General features: G+C 67.5%; 23 protein-coding genes and 1 tRNA gene. 6 read left to right on the top strand and 18 right to left on the bottom strand.

Translation table 11 applies throughout. The features are described 5' to 3' along the window. Positions 1–14 precede the first annotated feature (14 nt). The 11 genes from BT264_RS02545 to urtA all read right to left on the bottom strand — a co-directional run bounded on the left by BT264_RS02545 (position 15) and on the right by urtA (position 10,718). A complete protein-coding gene (locus BT264_RS02545) occupies positions 15–695 on the bottom strand; it encodes an urease accessory protein UreF (RefSeq protein WP_072436158.1) in 681 nt (226 codons plus the stop codon). Further along, positions 682–1,275, bottom strand: a complete 594-nt coding sequence (gene ureE, locus BT264_RS02540; protein ID WP_072436157.1) for an urease accessory protein UreE — start codon at positions 1,273–1,275, stop codon at positions 682–684. The genes BT264_RS02545 and ureE overlap by 14 nt, the downstream gene beginning before the upstream one ends. A 17-nt stretch (positions 1,276–1,292) precedes the next feature. Beyond that, positions 1,293–2,999, bottom strand: coding sequence for an urease subunit alpha (gene ureC, locus BT264_RS02535; RefSeq protein WP_072436156.1), 1,707 nt, complete (start codon positions 2,997–2,999; stop codon positions 1,293–1,295). 38 nt (positions 3,000–3,037) lie between these two features. After that, positions 3,038–3,343 carry an urease subunit beta gene (locus tag BT264_RS02530; protein ID WP_034182910.1) on the bottom strand — a complete coding sequence of 102 codons (306 nt, stop codon included), beginning with the start codon at positions 3,341–3,343 and terminating at the stop codon, positions 3,038–3,040. 8 nt (positions 3,344–3,351) lie between these two features. After that, the gene (gene ureA / locus BT264_RS02525) at positions 3,352–3,654 is read right to left on the bottom strand and encodes an urease subunit gamma (protein ID WP_006406310.1); all 303 of its coding nucleotides are present in this window, start codon (positions 3,652–3,654) and stop codon (positions 3,352–3,354) included. 236 nt (positions 3,655–3,890) lie between these two features. Next, complete coding sequence (locus BT264_RS02520; protein ID WP_072436155.1) at positions 3,891–4,766, bottom strand: urease accessory protein UreD; 876 nt, start codon at positions 4,764–4,766, stop codon at positions 3,891–3,893. 142 nt (positions 4,767–4,908) lie between these two features. Then, positions 4,909–5,601, bottom strand: coding sequence for an urea ABC transporter ATP-binding subunit UrtE (gene urtE, locus BT264_RS02515; RefSeq protein ID WP_047900002.1), 693 nt, complete (start codon positions 5,599–5,601; stop codon positions 4,909–4,911). Between the two features lie 4 nt (positions 5,602–5,605). Beyond that, complete coding sequence (urtD, locus tag BT264_RS02510) at positions 5,606–6,463, bottom strand: urea ABC transporter ATP-binding protein UrtD (protein ID WP_034182914.1); 858 nt, start codon at positions 6,461–6,463, stop codon at positions 5,606–5,608. Beyond that, a complete protein-coding gene (gene urtC / locus BT264_RS02505; RefSeq protein ID WP_072436154.1) occupies positions 6,460–7,647 on the bottom strand; it encodes an urea ABC transporter permease subunit UrtC in 1,188 nt (395 codons plus the stop codon). The genes urtD and urtC overlap by 4 nt, the downstream gene beginning before the upstream one ends. A gap of 1 nt (position 7,648) precedes the next feature. Further along, entirely contained in the window at positions 7,649–9,268 is a 1,620-nt protein-coding gene (urtB, locus tag BT264_RS02500; protein WP_072436153.1) for an urea ABC transporter permease subunit UrtB, read from the bottom strand. Positions 9,269–9,410: 142 nt separating this feature from the next. Further along, complete coding sequence (gene urtA, locus BT264_RS02495; protein ID WP_034182917.1) at positions 9,411–10,718, bottom strand: urea ABC transporter substrate-binding protein; 1,308 nt, start codon at positions 10,716–10,718, stop codon at positions 9,411–9,413. A gap of 137 nt (positions 10,719–10,855) precedes the next feature. On the opposite strand from urtA, the gene BT264_RS40410 reads away from it, so the two are divergent. After that, positions 10,856–11,071: a hypothetical protein gene (locus BT264_RS40410; protein ID WP_371287010.1), complete on the top strand. Its 216-nt coding sequence runs from the start codon at positions 10,856–10,858 to the stop codon at positions 11,069–11,071. Positions 11,072–11,199: 128 nt separating this feature from the next. Here BT264_RS40410 and BT264_RS02485 read toward each other — a convergent pair whose 3' ends face one another. The 4 genes from BT264_RS02485 to hemN all read right to left on the bottom strand — a co-directional run bounded on the left by BT264_RS02485 (position 11,200) and on the right by hemN (position 14,032). Beyond that, entirely contained in the window at positions 11,200–11,523 is a 324-nt protein-coding gene (locus BT264_RS02485; RefSeq protein WP_006488544.1) for a rhodanese-like domain-containing protein, read from the bottom strand. Between the two features lie 14 nt (positions 11,524–11,537). Next, complete coding sequence (locus tag BT264_RS02480; protein WP_072436152.1) at positions 11,538–12,194, bottom strand: protein-L-isoaspartate O-methyltransferase family protein; 657 nt, start codon at positions 12,192–12,194, stop codon at positions 11,538–11,540. 104 nt (positions 12,195–12,298) lie between these two features. Continuing rightward, positions 12,299–12,556 (bottom strand): hypothetical protein, encoded by a 258-nt coding sequence (locus BT264_RS02475; RefSeq protein WP_049033582.1) that lies wholly within the window; start codon positions 12,554–12,556, stop codon positions 12,299–12,301. Positions 12,557–12,640: 84 nt separating this feature from the next. Further along, complete coding sequence (hemN, locus tag BT264_RS02470) at positions 12,641–14,032, bottom strand: oxygen-independent coproporphyrinogen III oxidase (protein ID WP_072436151.1); 1,392 nt, start codon at positions 14,030–14,032, stop codon at positions 12,641–12,643. 179 nt (positions 14,033–14,211) lie between these two features. Between hemN and BT264_RS02465 the strand changes: the two genes are divergently transcribed. The 3 genes from BT264_RS02465 to BT264_RS02455 all read left to right on the top strand — a co-directional run bounded on the left by BT264_RS02465 (position 14,212) and on the right by BT264_RS02455 (position 16,161). Then, on the top strand, positions 14,212–14,529 hold the full coding sequence (locus tag BT264_RS02465; protein ID WP_072436150.1) for a YkgJ family cysteine cluster protein: 318 nt from the start codon (positions 14,212–14,214) through the stop codon (positions 14,527–14,529). 144 nt (positions 14,530–14,673) lie between these two features. After that, entirely contained in the window at positions 14,674–15,255 is a 582-nt protein-coding gene (locus BT264_RS02460; protein ID WP_072436149.1) for a DUF1439 domain-containing protein, read from the top strand. A gap of 75 nt (positions 15,256–15,330) precedes the next feature. Further along, the gene (locus BT264_RS02455) at positions 15,331–16,161 is read left to right on the top strand and encodes an undecaprenyl-diphosphate phosphatase (protein ID WP_034182924.1); all 831 of its coding nucleotides are present in this window, start codon (positions 15,331–15,333) and stop codon (positions 16,159–16,161) included. Positions 16,162–16,274: 113 nt separating this feature from the next. Here the strand turns inward: BT264_RS02455 and trmB are convergent, their stop codons facing one another. Together trmB and BT264_RS02445 are read right to left on the bottom strand one after the other, a co-directional pair. Then, positions 16,275–17,042, bottom strand: a complete 768-nt coding sequence (gene trmB / locus BT264_RS02450; RefSeq protein WP_072436148.1) for a tRNA (guanosine(46)-N7)-methyltransferase TrmB — start codon at positions 17,040–17,042, stop codon at positions 16,275–16,277. Positions 17,043–17,175: 133 nt separating this feature from the next. Further along, positions 17,176–17,250: transfer RNA gene (locus tag BT264_RS02445), tRNA-Gly, on the bottom strand. Between the two features lie 336 nt (positions 17,251–17,586). Here BT264_RS02445 and BT264_RS02440 point away from each other — a divergent pair. Together BT264_RS02440 and BT264_RS02435 are read left to right on the top strand one after the other, a co-directional pair. Further along, complete coding sequence (locus BT264_RS02440) at positions 17,587–17,931, top strand: cupin domain-containing protein (protein WP_047900015.1); 345 nt, start codon at positions 17,587–17,589, stop codon at positions 17,929–17,931. Between the two features lie 406 nt (positions 17,932–18,337). Next, a complete protein-coding gene (locus tag BT264_RS02435; RefSeq protein ID WP_072436147.1) occupies positions 18,338–19,498 on the top strand; it encodes an enolase C-terminal domain-like protein in 1,161 nt (386 codons plus the stop codon). Positions 19,499–19,617: 119 nt separating this feature from the next. Here the strand turns inward: BT264_RS02435 and BT264_RS02430 are convergent, their stop codons facing one another. Next, complete coding sequence (locus BT264_RS02430; RefSeq protein WP_072436146.1) at positions 19,618–20,547, bottom strand: LysR substrate-binding domain-containing protein; 930 nt, start codon at positions 20,545–20,547, stop codon at positions 19,618–19,620. Between the last annotated feature and the right edge of the window lie 146 nt (positions 20,548–20,693).

Here is a 20,693-nt window from a genome sequence, read left to right as displayed (position 1 = left end):
GGGTAGCGTCGTGTTCAGGAGCGGAACAACCGCGAGTACTGGGTTTCGTGCCGCGCGGACAGGATGCCGAGCTGCGGCGCGAACGTGTTGACGGCGTCGGGTGGCGTCGCGAGCGCGCGGCGCACGGCCGCGTCGATCGCGCCGCGCAGCGCGACGATGATGCGTTGCCCGGCGAGCTGGCCGAGCGGCACGGCCTTCAGCGCGGCGGACGTCTGGTTCTCGACCCAGCCGAATGCGTAGGCGGCGAGCGTCGCGTCGGCGCCGGCATCGTGCGCGGCGGCCGCGTATGCGAATGCGGTCGGTAGCGCGATAGGCGACATCGACGCGAGCGTCGCGCGGCGCGCGGCATCGCCCCATTCGAGCGATGCGCAGAGCTGCGCGAGCGACCAGCCCATCTGTTCGGTCTCGCGGCGCAGTTCCGCCGATTCGCGGCTCGCGACGAACCATGCATTTTCGGCGGCGAGCGCGTGTACGTCATGCGCATGCCAGCGCGCGAGCTGGTGTGCGAGGAACGGCAGCTCGCCGTGCGCGAGCACGTCGGTCAGGCCGCTCGCGATCCAGTCGCGTGCGGAATCGGCGTCGTGGATCAGGTTCGCGTCGAGCGCGGCTTCGAGGCCCTGCGAATAGCTGTACGCGCCGATCGGCAGCGCCGGCGACGCGAGGTGCAGCAGCGCGACGAGTTCAGTGGTGGTCATGGCCGTGGCCGTGCGTGCATCCGGGACCATGTTGATGATCGTGATCGTGATCGTGCGAATGCCCGTGGTGTTCGCCGAACACCTGCTGCGCGAGCGCGTAGTCCTCGGCGAACGTCGCGTCGTGCCCGTGCTTGTGGCCGCCGCCGTACGCGCCGGCTTCCGGCTGGAACGGCGCGTTTGCTGCTTCGACCTGCGTGCCGAGCCGGCGCAGCATGTCCGCGAGTACCGGATCGGCTTCGAGCTTCAGGTAGCCGTCGCCGATCTCGACCGGCGTGTGACGGTTGCCGAGGTGGTACGCGGCGCGCATCAGCGTGAGCGGATCGGCCGCGCGCACGAGCAGTACGGCTTCGGATGCCGCGGCGACGCGCACGAGCGCGCCGTCGTCGGCGACGAGCACGTCGCCGTCGCGCAGCACGGTGCCGCGCGGCAGCAGCACTGCGACGTCCTCGCCGGTGTCGAGCGTCGCCGCGAGGCGGCTCTTGCAGCGGGCGTCATACGCGAGCGTGAGTGTCGGTGCGCGCGCGACGAGCGACGCGGCGAGTTTCACGTTCGGGGCAATGCGTTTGTCGAGGGTGCGCATAAAACGAAAACCGGAAATCAGAACAGGAAATAGCGCTGCGCCATCGGCAGCACCGTTGCCGGCTCGCAGGTGAGCAACTGGCCGTCGGCGATCACGTCGTAGGTTTCGGGATCGACGCTGATCGACGGGCGCCATGCGTTGTGGATCATGTCGGCCTTCGTCACGTTGCGGCAGTTGCGCACGGGCACGATCCGTTTTGCAAGGCCGTAGCGCTCCGCGATGCCCGCATCGGCTGCCATCTGCGACACGAAGGTCAGCGACGTGCGCGCGAGCGCGCCGCCGCGCGTCGCGAACATCTCGCGATAGTGGACGGGCTGCGGCGTCGGGATCGACGCGTTCGGGTCGCCCATCTGCGCGACCGCGATCATCCCGCCCTTCAGGATCATCGACGGCTTGATCCCGAAGAACGCGGGTTCCCACAGCACGAGGTCGGCCCACTTGCCGGGCTCGATCGAACCGACTTCGTGCGCGATCCCGTGCGTGATCGCCGGGTTGATCGTGTACTTCGCGACGTAGCGCTTCGCGCGGAAGTTGTCGTTGCGCGCGCCGTCTTCGGGCAGCGCGCCGCGCTGCACCTTCATCTTGTGCGCGGTCTGCCACGTGCGGATGATCACTTCGCCGACGCGGCCCATCGCCTGCGAATCGGACGACAGCATCGACAGCGCGCCGAGATCGTGCAGGATGTCCTCGGCCGCGATCGTCTCGCGGCGAATCCGCGATTCGGCGAACGCGAGATCCTCGGCGATCGACGGATCGAGGTGATGGCACACCATCAGCATGTCGAGATGCTCGTCGAGCGTGTTGATCGTGTACGGGCGCGTCGGGTTGGTCGACGACGGCAGCACGTTCGCCTCGCCGCACACCTTCAGGATGTCGGGTGCGTGGCCGCCGCCCGCGCCTTCGGTGTGGTACGTGTGGATCGTGCGGCCCTTGAACGCAGCGACCGTCGATTCGACGAAGCCGGCTTCGTTCAGCGTGTCGGTGTGGATCGCGACCTGCGTGTCGGTGTCGTCGGCGACCGACAGGCAGTTGTCGATCGCGGCGGGCGTCGTGCCCCAGTCCTCGTGCAGCTTCAGCCCGATCGCGCCGGCCGCGATCTGCTCGACGAGCGGCTCGGGCAGGCTCGCGTTGCCCTTGCCGAGAAAGCCGAGGTTGATCGGCCAGCCGTCGGCGGCCTGCAGCATCCGCTCCATGTGCCACGGGCCCGGCGTGCAGGTCGTCGCGTTGGTGCCGGTGGCGGGCCCCGTGCCGCCGCCGAGCATCGTCGTGACGCCCGATGCGAGCGCCTCGTCGATCTGCTGCGGGCTGATGAAGTGGATGTGCGTGTCGATGCCGCCCGCCGTCACGATCAGCCCTTCGCCGGCGATCACTTCGGTCGCGGCGCCGATCGCGATCGTCACGCCCGGCTGGATGTCGGGATTGCCGGCCTTGCCGATCGCGGCGATGCGGCCGTGCTTGATCGCGATGTCGGCTTTCACGATGCCCCAGTGATCGAGGATCACCGCGTTCGTGATGACCGTGTCGGGCACGTCGGCGGCCACGCGCTGCGACTGGCCCATCCCGTCGCGGATCACTTTCCCGCCGCCGAATTTCACTTCCTCGCCGTAGGTCGTGAAGTCGCGTTCGATCTCGATCAGCAGTTCGGTATCGGCGAGCCGGACGCGGTCGCCCGTCGTCGGCCCGAACATTTCCGCGTACGCGCGGCGGCTCAAGCGTAGTGTCATGTCGTGCTGTTCCTGAAGAGACGGATGTGAGGCGTCGCTCAGAGCGGCCCCATCACCTTGCCCTGAAAACCGTAGACGGCGCGATCGCCCGCGAGCGCGACAAGCTCGACCGTGCGCGTCTGGCCCGGCTCGAAGCGCACGGCCGTGCCGGCCGCGATGTTGAGCCGGAAGCCGCGCGCGGCTGCGCGGTCGAACGACAGTGCGTCGTTGACTTCGAAGAAGTGGTAGTGCGAGCCGACCTGCACCGGGCGGTCGCCGGTGTTCGCGACGACGAGCGTCAGCGTTTCGCGGCCCGCGTTCAGTTCGTGCTCGCCGTCGTCGGTGAGGATTTCGCCGGGGATCATGCGTTGCCTCACGGAATCGGATGATGAACGGTCACGAGCTTCGTGCCGTCGGGGAAGGTCGCCTCGACCTGGATGTCGGGAATCATTTCGGGCACGCCATCCATCACGTCGTCGCGCGTGAGCAGCGTCGTGCCGTAGTGCATCACCTCGGCAACCGTCTTGCCGTCGCGCGCGGCTTCCATCAGCGCGGCGGTGATGAAGGCGACCGCCTCCGGATAGTTGAGCTTCAGGCCGCGCGCGCGACGGCGTTCGGCCAGCAGCGCCGCCGTGAAGATCAGCAGCTTGTCCTTTTCTCGGGGAGTCAGTTTCATGAAGGCAAACGTTCAGGAAAACGTAATTTTTATCGGTGCGCGCGCAACCGGGCGGACGTGCGGGTCATCGTAGCACCGCGCCGTTTTGCGCGCGCCGTGTATCGGTTATGTAAGCAGCAAGGCGCGTGCCATGTGCATGGAACGCAGCGCAATGCGCGTTCGTGGTGCGCGATGCATGGGTAACGTGCGGCGCCTGATACGGGGATGCGCCGAAACGGTGCGTGGCGCGGGCGCGCTCAGGTTTGCCAGAGGCGCAGCGGCCGTGCGTCGACGCCGTGCACGATCGGCCGCAACTGCAGCCAGCAATCGGTGAAGTGGCGCTGCAGCGCTTCCATCGATGTCGACAGCGCGCGCACGAGCACGACGCCGGGCGTTACGCAGGTTGCGCCCGCGCGCAGCGTGTCGTCGAACGGCATCCGCGCGGCGAGCGATTCGGCCAGTGCGGCGTCGCACGCGGCGCCGGCGGCCCACAGCGTGCCGTAGGCGGGAAAACCTGCGAGGCCCTGTAGCGCGCCGCGCAGCGGATCGCGCGCGTCGAGCAGCGCGCGCTCGGTCCACAGCGGCCGGCCGTCGGCACCGACGAGCGCGGAGGTCGACGCGATGCGGCCCGCCGACCAGGTTTCGCCGGCCGCCTGCCGGCCGAGCTGCGTCGCGTCCCAGCCGATCGCGCTCGCGCCCGCGCCGAGCGTCACCGTGAAATCGAGCGCTGCGTGCGCCGCGTCGAAGAACAGGTTGTTCTGCGGCAGCCAGTCGAGCTTCGCGTGCTCGCCGACCGCGATGCCGATGCGCTGCGTCGCGTCGAGGCCGTTCGACTTGTACCACTTGGTCGCGCCGGGCGTCGTCAGCACCGCGTGCGTGCCGTCGCCGAGCGCGATGTCGATGTCGAGCCGGTCGCCACCCGCGACGCCGCCAGGCGGGTGGACGATCACCGCATGGCAGATCGCGTCGCCTTCCGGGTACAGCGGCCGCTGCACGCGCAGCGGGCCGTCGTGCAGCCGGTGCGCGAGCGTCGTGCGCGCGCCGTACCGCTCGAAGCCGAGTTCGAGGCGGCCGCGCCATGACTTGGCGACGGCGGGGCGGGACAGCGGGGCGTGGGAATCGGGGGCGGACATCGGCAGCGAGCGGGAAACGAGAGAAACGGGCGCGAAGGACGTGGATGCTACCGGAACAATAATGCAGATGCCGCGTTCGTTGAAAGCGCCGCGTGCGGTCGCACCGCGAACCGGCCGGCCGTGCCCGCTGCCGTGCCGCGCGTCACACCGCGATCAGCTCGCGCACGCCGTTCGTTTCCATGTCGCGCGCATCGCCGCCCGCGACGATCTCGCCGCGGCTCATCACCCAGTAGCGATCCGCGATCGAGCGCGCGAAATCGTAATACTGTTCGACGAGAAGCACCGTCATGTTCGATTCGTCGACGAGCTGGCGCAGCGTGCGGCCGATGTCCTGGATGATCGACGGCTGGATGCCCTCGGTCGGCTCGTCGAGGATCAGCAGCTGCGGCTCGCTCATCAGCGCGCGGCCGATCGCGAGCTGCTGCTGCTGGCCGCCCGACAGGTCGCCGCCGCGCCGCGCGCGCATGTCCTTCAGCACCGGGAACAGGTCATAGATGCGGTCGGGCACTTTCGACGGCGCCTTGCGGCTCGCCGCGCCGACGAGCAGGTTTTCCTCGACGGTCAGCCGCGGAAAGATGTCGCGGCCCTGCGGCACGTACGCGAGCCCGGCCGCGACGCGCGCATACGGCGGCAGCGCGCCGAGCGCCGTGCCGCGCCACGACACGGTGCCGCTTTTCGCGGCGACCACGCCCATCAGGCAGCGCAGCAGCGTGCTCTTGCCGACGCCGTTGCGGCCGAGCAGCACGGTGAGCTTGCCGTCGTCGGCGGCGAGGTTCACGTTGCGCAGGATATGGCTGCCGCCGTAGTACTGGTTCAGTGCTTCGATCTTCAGCATCGTTTCAACGTCCGAGATAAGACTCGATCACCGCGTCGTCGCGCTTGACCTGGTCGAGCGTGCCCTGCGCGAGCACCGCGCCTTCGGCCATCACCGTCACGCGGCCCGTGTCGCCCGCGAGCGCCGCGACGAATTCCATGTCGTGCTCGACGACCATCATCGAGCAGGTGCCGCGCAGCGTGTTCAGCAGCTCGGCGAGTTCCATCGTTTCGTGGTCGGTCATCCCGGCCGCCGGCTCGTCGAGCAGCAGCAGCGCGGGGCGCTGCATCAGCAGCATGCCGATCTCGAGCCGCTGCTTCTGCCCGTGCGACAGTTCGCCGGCCGCGCGAAACGCATGGCTTTCGAGGCCGATCAGCGCGAGCGTCTCCTCGATCTTCGCCTGCGCCGTGCGGTCGAGCCGTGCGCGCAGCGACGCGAGCCAGCCCTTATCGGTCTGCATCGCGAGCTCGAGGTTTTCCCATACCGGATGCTGTTCGAACACGGTCGGCTTCTGAAACTTGCGACCGATGCCGGCGCGCGCGATCTCGGGCTCGCTCATCCGCGCGAGGTCGAGCGTCTGGCCGAGAAACACGTTGCCGGCGTCGGGGCGCGTCTTGCCGGTGATCACGTCCATCATCGTGGTCTTGCCGGCGCCGTTCGGGCCGATCACGCAGCGCAGCTCGCCCGCGTCGATCGCGAGCGACAGCTTCTTCAGCGCGCGGAAGCCGTCGAAGCTCACCTCGATATCCTCGAGGTAGAGGATCGTGCCGTGCGACGTGTCGATGCCGGGCGGCACGACGCGGCCCATCGAAGCGGTGCCGCTGACGGCCAGCAGCTCGTCTTCCGGCGGCGGCGTGAATTGATAGAGGGCTGTTCCGTTCATGCACGTTTCCCCTTCGCGAGCACGGTTTCGACGAGGCCCATGATCCCGCGCGGCAGCAGTAGCGGCACGAGCACGAAGATCAGGCCGAGGAAGAACAGCCAGTATTCGGCGAAGTACGCGGTAAAGAAACTCTTCGCGCCGTTCACCGCGAACGCGCCGACGATCGGCCCGATCAGCGTGCCGCGCCCGCCTACCGCGACCCAGATCGCCATTTCGATCGAGTTGCCGGGCGACATCTCGCCGGGATTGATGATGCCGACCTGCGGCACGTACAGCGCGCCCGCGATGCCGCACAGCACGGCCGACACGGTCCACACGAACAGCTTGTACGCGAGCGGGCTGTAGCCGAGGAACATCAGCCGCGTCTCGCCGTCGCGCACCGCGGTGACGACGCGCCCGAGCTTGCTCGTGACGATCGCGCGCGCGGCGATGAACGCGAGCACCAGCGTCGCGAACGTCAGCAGCAACAGCACCGTGCGCGTGCCGGGCGACGTGATCGCGAAACCCGCGATGCGCTTGAAGTCGGTGAAGCCGTTGTTGCCGCCGAAGCCCGTCTCGTTGCGATAGAACAGCAGCATCGCGGCGAACGTCAGCGCCTGCGTGATGATCGACAGGTACACGCCTTTCACGCGCGAACGGAACGTGAAGAAGCCGAACACCCATGCGAGCACGGCCGGCACCAGCACGACGAGCGCGAGCGCCCACGCGAGATGCTGCGTGCCGCTCCAGTACCACGGCAACTGGTGCCAGTCGAGGAACACCATGAAGTCGGGCAGGTCGCTGCCGTACTTGCCGTCGCGGCCGATCTCGCGCATCAGGTACATGCCGATCGCGTAGCCGCCGAGCGCGAAGAAGAGGCCATGGCCGAGGCTCAGGATGCCGCAGTAGCCCCACACGAGATCGAGCGCGAGCGCGGCGATCGCGTAGCACATCAGCTTGCCGGCGAGCGTCATCGCGTAGGCGGACAGATGGAATGCGCTCGCTTCGGGCGCGACGAGCGCGGCGAGCGGCACGCCGATGCCGATCGCGATGCACAGCGCGACGAGCGCGAGCCATGCGCGGCGCGACAGCAGCGCAGGGCGCGGCGGCAGGCCGAGCGCGAAGCCGTCTGCTGTACGTGCGGCGGCAGCGGGCTTCGGTGCGCCGGCGACCGGGTTCGACACCGAATCGGTTATGAAAGTCACGTCAAGCCTCCGCGCTGCGGCCCTTCGGGGCGAACATGCCCTGAGGACGTTTCTGGATGAACAGCACGATCATCACGAGCACCGCGATCTTCGCGAGCACGGCGCCCCAGAACGGCTCGATCGCCTTGCTCGCGAGGCCGAGCCCGAAGCCGCCGAGCACGGTGCCGGCGATCTGCCCGACGCCGCCGAGCACGACCGCCATGAACGAATCGATGATGTAGTTCTGGCCGAGATCGGGGCCCACGTTGCCGATCTGCGACAGCGCGCAGCCGCCGAGTCCGGCGATGCCCGCGCCGAACGCGAACGCATACGCGTCGACGCGCGCGGTCTTCACGCCGACGCATGCGGCCATCCGGCGGTTCTGCGTGACCGCGCGCACGAACAGGCCGAGCCGCGTCTTCGTCAGCACGGCCCATGCGACGAATACCACCGCAAGCGCGAACGCGAGGATCGCGAGCCGGTTGTACGGCAGGATCAGGTTCTGCATCACGGTCACGCCGCCGCTCATCCACGACGGGTTCACGACCTGCACGTTCTGCGCGCCGAACAGCATGCGCGTCGCCTGGATCAGGATCAGGCTCACGCCGAAGGTCGCGAGCAATGTTTCGAGCGGGCGGCCGTACAAGTGTCGCAGCACGAGCCGTTCGAGCACGATGCCGACGATCGCGGCCGTCGCGAACGACACGGGCACGGCGACGAGCGGATACCAGTCGAACGCGGCCGGGGCATAGCGCTGGATCAGTGTCTGCACGACATAGGTTGCGTACGCACCGATCATCAGGAATTCGCCGTGCGCCATGTTGATCACGCCGATCAGCCCGTACGTGATCGCGAGGCCGAGCGCGGCGAGCAGCAGCACGCTGCCGAGCGACAGGCCCGCGAACAGCGTGCCGACGATCTCGCCGCGGCGCTGCAGCGAGTGCAATGCGTCGAGCCCCTGCTGTGCGGCATCGCGCACGCGCGCGTCGGGCTCCGCGTAGCTGCCGTCGGCGTTCTTCGCGACGAGCGGGCGCAGTTGTTCGATCATGTCGAGGTCGTGGCGAGCGGCCACCACCTGCACGGCTTCGAGGCGTTTCGCCGGATCGGCATCGTGCAGCGCGGCGATCGCCCACAGTGCATCGAGGCGGCGCTTCAGCGCGGGATCGGTTTCCTTTGCGCGCGCGCGGTCGATCATCGGCTTGAGTGCCGGGTCGGGCGACTTCAGCAGCGCATCGATCGCGTCGCGTCGCGCGGCGACGTCGGGCGATGCAAGCGCGAGGCCCGACAGCGCGCCCGCGATCTTCGTGCGCAGCAGGTTGTTCAGCATCACGGGCTGCGCGTCGCCGGCCGGCGTCGCGGCCTGCGTGAGCGCGTCGTGCGCCGTGTCGCCGGCCTGGATCAGCAGGCGGCCGTCGCCGGTCGCGAGCGCGTCGCCGGTCGACAGCGCGTTGAGCACGGCAACGGCGCGCGGATCGGCATCGGCGGCGAGCCGGTCGATCGCGGCCGTCTTCGCGTCGAAGTCGTCGCCGGCGAGCGCGGTGGTATCGGCGGCCGTCAGCGCGAACGCGGCGCGCGGCAGTGCACCCGCGAGGGCGGCGCACGCGACGATCGCGACGGCGGCTCGGCGAAAGCGGATAGGCATCGGGAAATCCTGTCGGGCGTGGGGAAGCGGATTCATGCGGCGATGCGCCGGCGCGTGCGGTTCGTCACCGCAAGCGCGGCCGGCGCATCCGCACCGGCATGCGAGCGGCACGTCACGCCGGTGCGCGACGCGCCGCACCGCGTCAGGCCAGCGCCGCGCGCTGCCGGCGCAGGAACGCCGGGATCGACGAGACGATGTCCGGCTTGCCCTGGTTGCCTGCGATGAACGGGCTCCACGGCTGCGCGCGCACCGCGGTCTTCGTCTTCCACACGACGTTGAACTGCCCGTCGCCGCGGATCTCGCCGATCATCACCGGCTTGTGCAGGTGATGGTTGCCATCCATCGCGAGCGTGAAGCCCGACGGCGCGGCGACGGTCTGGCCGATCATCGCGACGCGCACCTTGTCGACGTCGGTGCTCTTCGCCTTCTCGACGGCCTGCTTCCACATGTGGATGCCCACGTAGGTCGCTTCCATCGGGTCGTTGGTCACGCGCTTCGCGCCGCCCGGCAGGTTGTTCGCCTTCACCCATGCGGCGAACTGGTCCTTGAATTTCGTGTTGGTCGGGTTCTTCACCGACATGAAGTAGTTCCACGCGGCGAGATGGCCGACGAGCGGCTTCGTGTCGATCCCGCGCAGTTCCTCCTCGCCGACCGAGAACGCGACGACCGGCACGTCGGTCGCCTTGATGCCCTGGTTGCCGAGCTCCTTGTAGAACGGCACGTTCGAGTCGCCGTTGATCGTCGAGATCACGGTCGTCTTGCCGCCCTGCGAGAAGGTCTTGATGTTCGCGACGATGGTCTGGTAATCGCTGTGGCCGAACGGCGTGTAGACCTCCTGAATGTCGGCGTCCTTCACGCCCTTCGATTTCAGGAATGCGCGCAGGATCTTGTTGGTCGTGCGCGGATACACGTAGTCGGTGCCGAGCAGGAAGAAGCGCTTCGCGCCGCCGCCTTCCGCGCTCATCAGGTACTCGACGGCCGGAATCGCCTGCTGGTTCGGCGCGGCGCCCGTGTAGAACACGTTGCGCGACATTTCCTCGCCTTCGTACTGCACCGGGTAGTAGAGCAGCCCGTTCAGTTCCTCGAACACCGGCAGCACGGACTTGCGCGACACCGAGGTCCAGCAGCCGAACACGCACGCGACCTTGTCCTGCGTGAGTAGCTGGCGCGCCTTCTCGGCGAACAGCGGCCAGTTCGACGCGGGATCGACCACCACGGGCTCGAGCTTGCGACCCATCACGCCGCCGCTCTTGTTGATGTCGGCGATCGTCATCAGCGCGGTGTCCTTCAGCGACGTCTCCGAGATCGCCATCGTGCCCGACAGCGAGTGCAGGATGCCGACCTTGATCGGGCCGGTGCCCGCATCGGCCGCATGCGCGAACGGGCTCTTGCCCGCCAGCGCGAGCGCGCCGGCCATCGAACCGAACTTCAACAGACTGCGACGTTTCATCGGGTTCCCCTTGACGTGTTGGATATGCGTGCGCCGTGGCGGCGCCTGCCATCGGATAACGCAAGGCATGTGCCAGTCCGCATGCATGCACGCCGGACGTGCCGGTGCGGGCGAACGCGCGGTGCGAGTGACGCTTCGTGCGGCATCAATGGTCCGTTGCGGTGCAGGTTCGCGGGCGCAAATGGTGCACGGACGCGCTTCACCGTTACGGTGCCTGCTCGCGCTGCCGGAACGGTGCGACGATCCGCTATGCGGGCGACATCCCCGCGTTCTCGCCGCCGCTCGTCATCGACGACGCGCAGATTGCCGGGCTGTTCGCGATCGTTGCCGATGCGCAAAGGGAAACGGAGTAGGGCGGGAAAGCGAAACGGAGTAGGGCGGGAAAGCGAAACGGGCGCGCCATGCGCGCCCGTTCGGCGGATCGTGTGGCCGGCGCGGCGCCGGTCACCGTATGGCGGCGCGCGATGCGCCGCCGGAGAGATCAGTAACGCGGCACGGACGGATCGACGTCGCGCGACCACGCGTCGATCCCGCCTTGCAGGTTGTACAGCTTCGTGAAGCCGCGCGATTCGAGGAACATCGCGACCTGCGCGCTGCGCATCCCGTGATGGCACACGCAGACGATTTCCGCTTCGTCGTCGAGCTCTTCGCTGCGCGCGGGAATCTGCTGCATCGGGATCGACACGCTGCCGGCGATCTGCGCGGTCGCGATTTCCCACGGCTCGCGCACGTCGAGCACGACCGGCGCGGGGCGCGCCGTATCGCCGAGCCATTCCGCGAGCATCGCGGGCGTCAGGATCTGCATGGAGGCTCCGCCGCTCAGAACTTGAAGCGCGACGGCTCGATCGCGTTGACGAGGTGGTCGATGTAGGTTTCGAACACGTCGGCGACGCGGTACTGCTTGTCGTCGATGCGCGTGATGATCTGCGCCTTCATCACCGGACGGCCGCCGACGAACGCCGACAGGCGGCCGCCGACCTTCAGCTGTTCGAGCATTTCCTGCGGCACGACGGGCAGGCCGCCCGCGACGCAGATCACGTCGTACGGCGCCTTGCCGGCCCAGCCGCGCGAACCGTCGCCGAGCACGACTTCCGCGTTGGTCACGCCGTCGTTGCGAAGGTTGTCTTCCGCGAACTTCGCGATCGCCGGATCGATCTCGACAGCCGTCACGTGCTGCGCGCGATGCGCGAACAGCGCGGCCAGGTAGCCCGAGCCCGCGCCGATCAGCAGCACGTTTTCGTGCTTCTTGACCGTCAGCTCCTGCAGCACGCGCGCTTCGACGCGCGGGAACAGCATCTTGCTGCGGCCGCCGGGCAGCGGCAGTTCGAGATCGGCGAACGCGAGATCGCGGTATTCGGGCTGAACGTAGTTTTCACGCTTGACGATCGACAGCAGGCCCAGGACGTCCAGATCCAGCACGTCCCACGGACGGATCTGCTGTTCGATCATGTTGAAACGCGCGTTTTCGATATTCATGGTGTGGTCACGCAGCCTGGTCGGCCATCAGCGGGGGTAGATAAACTACGCGATTGTACCAAACAGGGCGGCGGTCAAGCCTTCAGGCAGCCTGCAACAGACCTTTACCCTTTGCTCTTCTTGATCTGCGCCTCGAAAGCGAGGTCGAGCTTGCTCGCCTTGCGCGGCTTTTGGGGGCCGAATTCGTCGACGAACTTGACGAACTCGTCGAGCGGCAGCGGCTCGCAGCGCTTCTCGGCGGTGCCGCCGGAGCGGTCGACGAGATAGAACAGGCCGCCCGCCATCGCGACGGCCGCGAATTGCGGGTTGCCGGAGCGGGTCTTCAGGCGTTCGACCGCGTGGGTCGCTTTGGTGGTGCGCATCGTGCGGGTTCTGGCGGAGCGGAAGCCTCACACTGTAGCAAACCGGCGGCACGCCCGCGTGCGGCCGCCGGTTTGGCGCCGGCGCTAGACCGTGCGCGAGTAGCGCTGTCGAGACGTCTGGCCGAGATACGCGTCGAACGCCATCGCGATGTTGCGCACGACCATCCGGCCGGCCGGATGGATCGTCAGGCGCTCGCGCGCGATCGTCAGCAGCCCGTCGCGCTCGAACGGGCGCAGTGCGTCGAGCTCGCGCGCGAAATGATCGGCGAAGCGGATGCCGTGCGCGGCCTCGACATGCGAGAACGGCAGTTCGAGGTTGCACATCAGTTGCGTGATCACGTCGCGGCGCAGCCGGTCGTCGGGCGTGAGCCGCACGCCGCGCACGATCGGCAGCCGGCCCGCGTCGAGCGCGGCGCCGTACGCGGGCAGGTCCTTCGCGTTCTGCGCGTACACGTCGCCGACCTTGCCGATCGACGACACGCCGAAACCGACGAGGTCGGTATCCGCGCGCGTGCTGTAGCCCTGGAAATTGCGCTGCAGCGTGCCGTTCCGTTGTGCTCGCACGAGCTCGTCGGACGGCCGCGCGAAGTGGTCCATCCCGATGTACACGTAGCCGGCCGACGTCAGCATGTCGATCGCGAGGCCGAGCAGCGCGATGCGCGTTTCGGGCGGCGGCAGCGTCGCATCGTCGATCTGCCGCTGCATCTTGAACAGGTGCGGCATGTGCGCGTAGCCGAACACCGACAGCCGGTCGGGCGCGAGTTCGATGATCGTCTCGAGCGTGCGCGCGAACACGGCGACCGTCTGGTGCGGCAGCCCGTAGATCAGGTCGACGCTGACCGAATGGAAGCCCGTCGCGCGCGCGGCGGCGAGGAGGTCGGCCGTCATCGCGAGCGGCTGGATGCGGTTGATCGCCTGCTGCACGACCGGATCGAAATCCTGCACGCCGAGGCTCAGCCGGTTGAAGCCGATCGTGCGCAGATGCACGAGCGCCGCGGGCGTGACCGTGCGCGGGTCGATCTCGATCGAGAACTCGGCGTCGGCGTCCGGCGCGAGCGCGAAGTGCTCGCGGGTGGCCGCCATCAGCTCGGCCGTTTCGTCGTCGGAAAGAAAGGTCGGCGTGCCGCCGCCCCAGTGCAGTTGCGTGACCGGGCGCGACGGATCGAACAGCGCGGCCTGCAGCGCCATCTCGCGCTTGAGCTGGTCGAGATACGGGCGCGCGCGGCGGCGGTTGTTGGTCGCGATCTTGTTGCAGCCGCAGTAGAAGCACGCGGTGTTGCAGAACGGGATGTGGAAATACAGCGACAGCTCGCTCGACGACGCGCCGGGGTCGCCGGCCGCGCGCACGTAGTCGGCCGGATCGAAATCGTCGCGAAACTGCAGCGCGGTGGGGTACGACGTATAGCGCGGCCCGTTCGCGCCGTATTTCGTGAGCAAATCGGGACGGAACATTATGTCGGCAGAACCGGAGCTCATGATGGTCTCGCGCTTTTCACTTTTCAGATGCTTTCGAGTATATAAACGCGCGATTCGGCTGCATTGCGTAATAACGTCGCAGCCGGCGATGGCACAATGCGAGGTGGGCTGCCGGACACCGCGTCCGGTTGTCGCACCGTTTTTTGTTGTTCGTTCGAGAGAGCCGAGTGTCCGTCGAAATGCCTGTCCGCCCGGCGCCCGCCGATGTCCCGCCGCCGCATGCGTGCCGCGAGGGTTGCGGCGCGTGCTGCATCGCGCCGTCGATTTCCAGCCCCATTCCGGGCATGCCCGACGGCAAGCCGGCCGGCGTGCGCTGCGTGCAGCTAGGCGACGACCTGCGCTGCCGGATCTTCGGCCTGCCCGAGCGTCCCGCGTGCTGCTCAGGGCTGCAGCCGTCCGCCGACATGTGCGGCGCATCGCGCAGCGACGCGCTCGCGTGGCTTACGCGCCTCGAGGTCGCGACGCAGCCGGCGCCGCGTGGCGGCATGGGGCGGTAGCGGATTGCCGGCCGCGTTCGACGCGAATACGACGCATGGAACCCGCGGCGCGGGTTGAAACACTAACTCCGGTCGATTGCCCGGCATGGGCGCAGCGCCGACAGCCCGATCGCCGCTGCGCCGGATACAGGAGATTGTTCAAGCATGACCGCACCTCGCGCGCCCGGCCGGCGCCGTTTTCTCGCCGCAACCGTCGGCGCCATCGGCGTGACGCTGTCGCTCGCCGCGTGCGCGTCGACATTCCCGTTCATCCCCGATCACTACACGTTCTCGCGCGGCGACGTGCAGAAAGCCGTCGCGCGCAAGTTCCCGTACCAGAAGACGGTCGCGCAGGTCGTCGACGTGTCGCTCGCGAACCCGGCCGTCAACCTGCTGCCCGACCAGAACCGCGTCGCCGTGCAACTCGACGCGAATTTCGCGAGCCCGTTCCTGCGCGCGCCCGTCAGCGGCAAGTTCACCGTGTCGGGCCAGCTCGCGTACGACGCGCCGAGCCGCTCGGTCGTGCTGAAGGCGCCGTCCGTCGACAGCCTCGTGCTCGACGGCGACGCGCAGATGTACGGGCAACAGGTCGGCGCTGCCGCCGGCCTGCTCGCGACGCAGGTGCTGACCAACTATCCGATCTACACGTTCAAGCCCGAACAGCTGCAATTTGCCGGGGTGAACTACGAACCCGGTACAATTACGATTCTTACAAACGGCATACGCGTGGCGATCGTCGAAAAATGACGTCGAGCCGCGCGGCCGAGCGGGCCGCGCGGCAACCTGGCCCTTCCTTTCGACCATTTCGGAGTTGGGCCACGGATGGACTGGATCCTGATCTGCAAGGCATTGATCCTCGGCGTCGTCGAGGGGCTGACGGAATTCCTGCCGGTGTCGAGCACCGGTCACCTGATCGTCGCGGGCAGCTTCCTGAATTTCAATGATTCGCACGCGAAAACCTTCGACGTCGTGATCCAGTTCGGCGCGATCCTCGCGGTTTGCTGGGAGTACCGGCAACGGATCGCATCGATCGTGTCCGGGCTGCCGAGCCGGCCCGACGCGCGGCGCTTCACGCTGAACGTCGTGATCGCGACGATTCCCGCGATCGCGCTCGGCCTCCTGTTCGAGAAGAAGATCAAGGCCGTGCTGTTCTCGCCGGTGCCCGTCGCGTTCGCGCTCGTCGTGGGCGGTGCGATCATCCTGTGGGCCGAGGCGCGGCAGCGCGAGCGCGGCGAGCCGCCGCGCGTGATGTCGGTCGATGCATTGACGCCGCTCGATGCGCTGAAGGTCGGCATCGCGCAGTGCTTCGCGTTGATTCCCGGCATGTCGCGGTCGGGCTCGACGATCATCGGCGGGATGCTGTTCGGCCTCGACCGGCGCGTCGCCACCGAATTCTCGTTCTTCCTCGCGATTCCGATCATCTTCGGCGCGACGCTCTATGAAACCGTCAAGGACTGGCAGGCGTTCACCGTCGATTCGCTCGGCCTGTTCGCACTCGGGCTCGTCGCCGCGTTCGTCAGCGCGTTCGTGTGCGTGCGCTGGCTGCTGCGCTACGTCGCGACGCACGATTTCACGGTGTTCGCGTGGTACCGGATCGCGTTCGGGCTGTTCGTGCTGCTGGTCGGGTACAGCGGCTGGTTGAACTGGGCGTGATGCAGATACGGAGGCGGGCGCGCTTCCGATAAAAAACGGCCCGATCGGCAGATGCCGGTCGGGCCGTTTTGTCGTCCGGGGCAGAGCGACGTGCGCCGCCTCGGCGGAATGGCTCAGCCTGCGCGCTTGCGGAACACCAGGTCCCACACGCCGTGGCCGAGCCGCAGCCCGCGCCGTTCGAACTTCGTCACCGGGCGATAGTCGGGGCGCGGCGCATAGTCGGCGGCCGTGTTTTCGAGCGTCGGTTCCGCGCCGAGCACTTCCAGCATCTGTTCCGCGTAGTTCTGCCAGTCGGTCGCGCAGTGAATGTACGCACCGGGCTTCAGGCGCGATGCGAGATGCGCGACGAGCGGCGGCTGGATCAGCCGGCGCTTGTGGTGGCGCGCCTTGTGCCACGGATCGGGGAAGAAGATATGCACGCCGTCGAGGCTTTCCGGCGCGAGCATGTGCTCGAGCACTTCGACCGCGTCGTGCTGGATGATGCGGATGTTCGACAGGTTCTGCTCGCCGATCAGCTTCAGCAGCGCGCCGACGCCCGGCTCGTGCACCTCGACGCCGAGGAAGTCGTCGCCGGGGCGGTTCGCGGCGATTTCCGCGGTCGATGCGCCCATCCCGAAGCCGATCTCGAGGATGCGCGGCGCGCTGCGGCCGAACACCGCGTTCCAGTCGGGCATCTCCGGCGCATACGGGACGACGAAGCGCGGGCCGAGTTCGTCGAGCGCGCGGCGCTGGCCGGTCGACACGCGGCCGGCGCGCGTGACGAAGCTGCGGATGCGGCGGTGGTGCAGCGGGTTGACTTCGTCGGCGCCGTCGGCGGCTTCGTCGGGAATGGCGTCGTCGTGCGGCGGCAGGCCGGCTTCGTTCGGATCGTCGTGCATCATCGGTACAGAGAAAGGCTTTGTTGCGGGCGAGGGCCCGTTGTGCGCAGCAGTGCTGCCGGTGGACCGGCACATGGTACAAAAAAGCCGCCTTCGACGAGGCGGCTTTTGCGCAGGCTGCGATGCAGCCGGAAAGTGGAGCGGGCGATGGGAATCGAACCCACGTCATCAGCTTGGGAAGCTGAGGTAATGGCCATTATACGACGCCCGCAGAACGCGTGATTCTACAGGGTTTGGCGTGGGGATGGCAAGCGGGTGGTTTAGGGCGGTGGCAGCGAAACTGGTATCGCTGGATCGTGGGGCGGTGGCGTTGCCGAGAATGGTCGTCAAAGATCGGCCAAAAAACGGTCCGTCAACGCAATTTGCTCGATTGGTTCAATCCGCAAATCTGGGGCCATTCCGTCCGAGCCAGCGGGCAACGAACTGACAGCGCGCTTGCAGGCGAGTCGGTGTCGAAAATAGACGAGTCGGTGTCGGAAGCACGCAAGCCCCAGTAACGCTTCCGAACTAACGTGACGGATCACTTACCCGATCGTTTGGAGCTGACATGTCCGATTTCATTACCGTTTTGCGCGAAACCTGCCCGACTCCGGTCCTTGACGCGACCAAGTGGAAGCGCATCGGCGGCGATCCGCACACCGTGAACCTCAACGCTTACGTCTCCAAGGACGGCAGCAAGATCATGGGCACCTGGATCTGCACCCCGGGCAAGTTCGAGGTGAACTACGAGAAATGGGAGTTCTGCCATTTCCTCGACGGCTACTGCATCATCACGCCGGAAGGCGAGGAGTCGGTGCACCTGAAAGCCGGCGATGTGTTCGTGATCGAACCCGGCATGAAAGGGACCTGGGAAGTGGTGGAGACGGTGCGCAAGTACTTCGTCTTCGCCTGAGCGGGTTTGTAGATTCGACCACGCATATCGTCGTCGTCCGGATACCTTCCCGGTTCGCGGCCTCTGTCATCGCGGCCCTTGCATGTTGCAAGGGCCCGTACACATTTAAAACAAGACGACGCCCGCAGAACACGTGATTCGACACGCAACCACACCGAAATGGCAACGGGACGATTCTGACCGGTTGAACGGCTGCCGTGTTCGCGATATCGGTTCGCGGCATCTTCGCCGTGACCCAGGCCGACTTCTCGGCGACCGTACAGCCGCGGCGGCGCGATCGCCGACACCGGTAACGAACGCCTGCAACCGGCCGCGCCGGCGCCTATGATGCAGCAGTCCACCCACCGTTCCAGCGACAGCGCGTAAGAACCATCCGCATGCGCCGGACGTCCACCGGAACCCGACCATGCGCATCACCGCCGTCCGCGAGCAAGCGATCCCCGTCTCTCGCTATGCCGACCCGGCCATTCCCTCCGGCGGCTTGACGACGAGTGTCGTCGCGGTCGTCACCGATGTCGTGCGCGATGGCCGCCCCGTGACGGGCTACGGCTACGCATCGGTCGGCCGTTTCGCGCAGGGCGGCCTGATTCGCGAACGGTTCGCGCCGCGCCTGCTGGCCGCGGCCGACACGCTCGCCGACGAAGCCGGCACCAACCTCGACCCGTTCAGCGCATGGCGCGCGATGATGGTTGGCGAAAAACCCGGCGGACACGGCGAACGATGCGTCGCGGTCGGCACGCTCGACATGGCGATCTGGGACGCCGCCGCGAAAATCGCCAACCTGCCGCTTCATCGCTTTCTCGCCGACCGGCTCGCACGCACGGCAGCGCCACGCGTGCGCGTATACGCGGGCGGCGGCTACCGCTATCCGCATGACGATCTCGCGCACCTGTCGGACGAGATCCGTCGCATTGCCGATCTCGGCTACACGCACGCGAAGATCAAGATCGGCGGCGCGGATCTCGATCAGGACCGACGACGCATCGAAGCCGCCGCTGCCCAGCTCGTCGACAGCTCGCATCTCGCGGTCGATGCGATGAACACATACGACGCGACGACCGTGCAAGCCGCCGCGACGATGCTCGCGCCGTTCGACCTCTGGTGGTTCGAGGACATCTGTGACCCGCTCGACCTACCGCTCCAGGCGGAGCTTGCCGCGCGATACTCACCGCCGATCGCGGCCGGCGAAGCGCTGTTCTCGCTTGCGGAAGCGAAGCTGCTCGACCGCTACGGCGGCCTGCGCAACGACCGCGACGTGCTCGTGTTCGATCCGGTGCATTGCTACGGGCTGCCGGGCTATCTGCAGATCGTCGACCACTTCGTGTCGCGCGGCTGGCGGCGCGACGCGTTCTGGCCGCACGGCGGCCACCTGTTTTCGCTGCACGTCGTTGCGGCGCTCGGGCTCGGCGGCGCGGAAGTCAATCCGTTCGCGTTCCATCCGTTCAGCGGACTGGCCGATGGCGAAACCGTCGACGCCGGCTACGCACGCGTAACGCAAGCACCCGGCATCGGCTTCGAACTGCATGCCGACGCGCACAACGCGTTTCGCAAGCTATCGGGCCGCTGACGCCTGAAGCGCATCGATCGCTAAACGTACCGCGAAGCCGAGCATCATCACCGCGACGAAGAAATCGAGCACGCGCCACGCGAGCGAACCACGCGCGGCACGCGCCCGCGCCGCGCCGGTCACGCGCGGCCGACATCGCCGGCCGCCCACTCCGTCCGCCGCCCGAGCATGTCGAACAGCCGCACGATCTCGGCCTTCACCTTCTGCACCGCGTTGCTGACGAGCGCCGTATCGTGCCTGCACAGCGACAGGTCGCGCGCGAACAGCCGGTGCGCGACCGTCGACAGCTTGAGCTTGCGTTCCTCGATCTCGACGTGCGCGGCCGTCCACGGCAGGATCGTCACGCCGAGCTGCGCCATCACGGCCGCGAACAGCAGCCCGGTCGAGCTCGCCTCGAAGCTGATCTCGTACGACAGCCCGGCCTCGCGCATCGCCCAGTCGACGCGGTTGCGGATCGTGTTCGGCGCGCTCGGCAGCACGAGCGGCATCCGCGCGATCGTATCGAGCGGCACGGGATCGTCCGGCACCGGAAACCCGGGCCACGTGATCAGGTACAGCGTTTCCGTCAGCAGCCGGTGGATCGCGATGCCGCGCGTGTCGACCGCGTCGACGACGATCGCGAGATCGAGCCGCGCACGCTCGAGCAGCGTGTCGAGATCGGCGCTCGGCGCCTCGATCAGCTCCAGCATGATGCCCGGATAGCGGTCGCGCACCGCGCGTGCGAGCGGAATCGCCAGCACGCGCGCGGTGCTCGACGGCATGCCGACCGTCACGCGGCCCTGCGGCGTATCGGCGTCGCGGCGCAGCAGTTCGCGCGTGCCGTCGGCCTGGCGCAGCAGTTCGAGCGCATGCTGGTAAAGCGTGCGGCCGGCGGCGGTCGGCGCGACGCCGCGCACGCTCCGTTCGAGCAGCTGCATCCCGAGATCCTGTTCGAGATTGCGCATCTGCTGGCTCACCGCGGGCTGCGCGACATGCAGCGCCTCGCTCGCATGCGTGACGTTGCCGCATTCGACGACCTTCACGAAATAGCGCAACTGTCTCAAGTCCATCGCCGCCGTCTCCCGATTCAAGCCATAAGCCAATCCGATCGATCAAGATGAATATCATATTTTTCGGCGATCGAAGGTATTTCTATACTCGTCTCACAAAAGAGCCAGCCTGCCGGCCATCCCGGACCGGACGCGGCAACAGCGCC

This window comes from Burkholderia sp. NFPP32 (genome assembly GCF_900119325.1).
GTDB classification, from domain to species: Bacteria; Pseudomonadota; Gammaproteobacteria; order Burkholderiales; family Burkholderiaceae; genus Burkholderia; species Burkholderia pyrrocinia_C.
The sequence above is the reverse complement of the archived record's forward strand: the minus strand, read 5'-3'. Positions and strand labels throughout refer to the sequence as shown.

Bases quoted from the DNA above. Each gene is read 5' to 3' on its own strand.
- BT264_RS02480 (WP_072436152.1), bottom strand. From the start codon at position 12,194: ATGAATATCGAAAACGCGCGTTTCAACATGATCGAACAGCAGATCCGT.
- trmB (WP_072436148.1), bottom strand. From the start codon at position 17,042: ATGATGCACGACGATCCGAACGAAGCCGGCCTGCCGCCGCACGACGAC.
- BT264_RS02520 (WP_072436155.1), bottom strand. From the start codon at position 4,766: ATGTCCGCCCCCGATTCCCACGCCCCGCTGTCCCGCCCCGCCGTCGCC.
- urtE (WP_047900002.1), bottom strand. From the start codon at position 5,601: ATGCTGAAGATCGAAGCACTGAACCAGTACTACGGCGGCAGCCATATC.
- urtA (WP_034182917.1), bottom strand. From the start codon at position 10,718: ATGAAACGTCGCAGTCTGTTGAAGTTCGGTTCGATGGCCGGCGCGCTC.
- urtD (WP_034182914.1), bottom strand. From the start codon at position 6,463: ATGAACGGAACAGCCCTCTATCAATTCACGCCGCCGCCGGAAGACGAG.
- BT264_RS02485 (WP_006488544.1), bottom strand. From the start codon at position 11,523: ATGCAGATCCTGACGCCCGCGATGCTCGCGGAATGGCTCGGCGATACG.
- ureC (WP_072436156.1), bottom strand. From the start codon at position 2,999: ATGACACTACGCTTGAGCCGCCGCGCGTACGCGGAAATGTTCGGGCCG.
- BT264_RS02465 (WP_072436150.1), top strand. From the start codon at position 14,212: ATGCCTGTCCGCCCGGCGCCCGCCGATGTCCCGCCGCCGCATGCGTGC.
- BT264_RS02545 (WP_072436158.1), bottom strand. From the start codon at position 695: ATGACCACCACTGAACTCGTCGCGCTGCTGCACCTCGCGTCGCCGGCG.
- BT264_RS02530 (WP_034182910.1), bottom strand. From the start codon at position 3,343: ATGATCCCCGGCGAAATCCTCACCGACGACGGCGAGCACGAACTGAAC.
- BT264_RS02430 (WP_072436146.1), bottom strand. From the start codon at position 20,547: ATGGACTTGAGACAGTTGCGCTATTTCGTGAAGGTCGTCGAATGCGGC.
- BT264_RS02460 (WP_072436149.1), top strand. From the start codon at position 14,674: ATGACCGCACCTCGCGCGCCCGGCCGGCGCCGTTTTCTCGCCGCAACC.
- urtB (WP_072436153.1), bottom strand. From the start codon at position 9,268: ATGCCTATCCGCTTTCGCCGAGCCGCCGTCGCGATCGTCGCGTGCGCC.
- BT264_RS02435 (WP_072436147.1), top strand. From the start codon at position 18,338: ATGCGCATCACCGCCGTCCGCGAGCAAGCGATCCCCGTCTCTCGCTAT.
- ureA (WP_006406310.1), bottom strand. From the start codon at position 3,654: ATGAAACTGACTCCCCGAGAAAAGGACAAGCTGCTGATCTTCACGGCG.
- ureE (WP_072436157.1), bottom strand. From the start codon at position 1,275: ATGCGCACCCTCGACAAACGCATTGCCCCGAACGTGAAACTCGCCGCG.
- BT264_RS02455 (WP_034182924.1), top strand. From the start codon at position 15,331: ATGGACTGGATCCTGATCTGCAAGGCATTGATCCTCGGCGTCGTCGAG.
- hemN (WP_072436151.1), bottom strand. From the start codon at position 14,032: ATGAGCTCCGGTTCTGCCGACATAATGTTCCGTCCCGATTTGCTCACG.
- BT264_RS02475 (WP_049033582.1), bottom strand. From the start codon at position 12,556: ATGCGCACCACCAAAGCGACCCACGCGGTCGAACGCCTGAAGACCCGC.
- BT264_RS02440 (WP_047900015.1), top strand. From the start codon at position 17,587: ATGTCCGATTTCATTACCGTTTTGCGCGAAACCTGCCCGACTCCGGTC.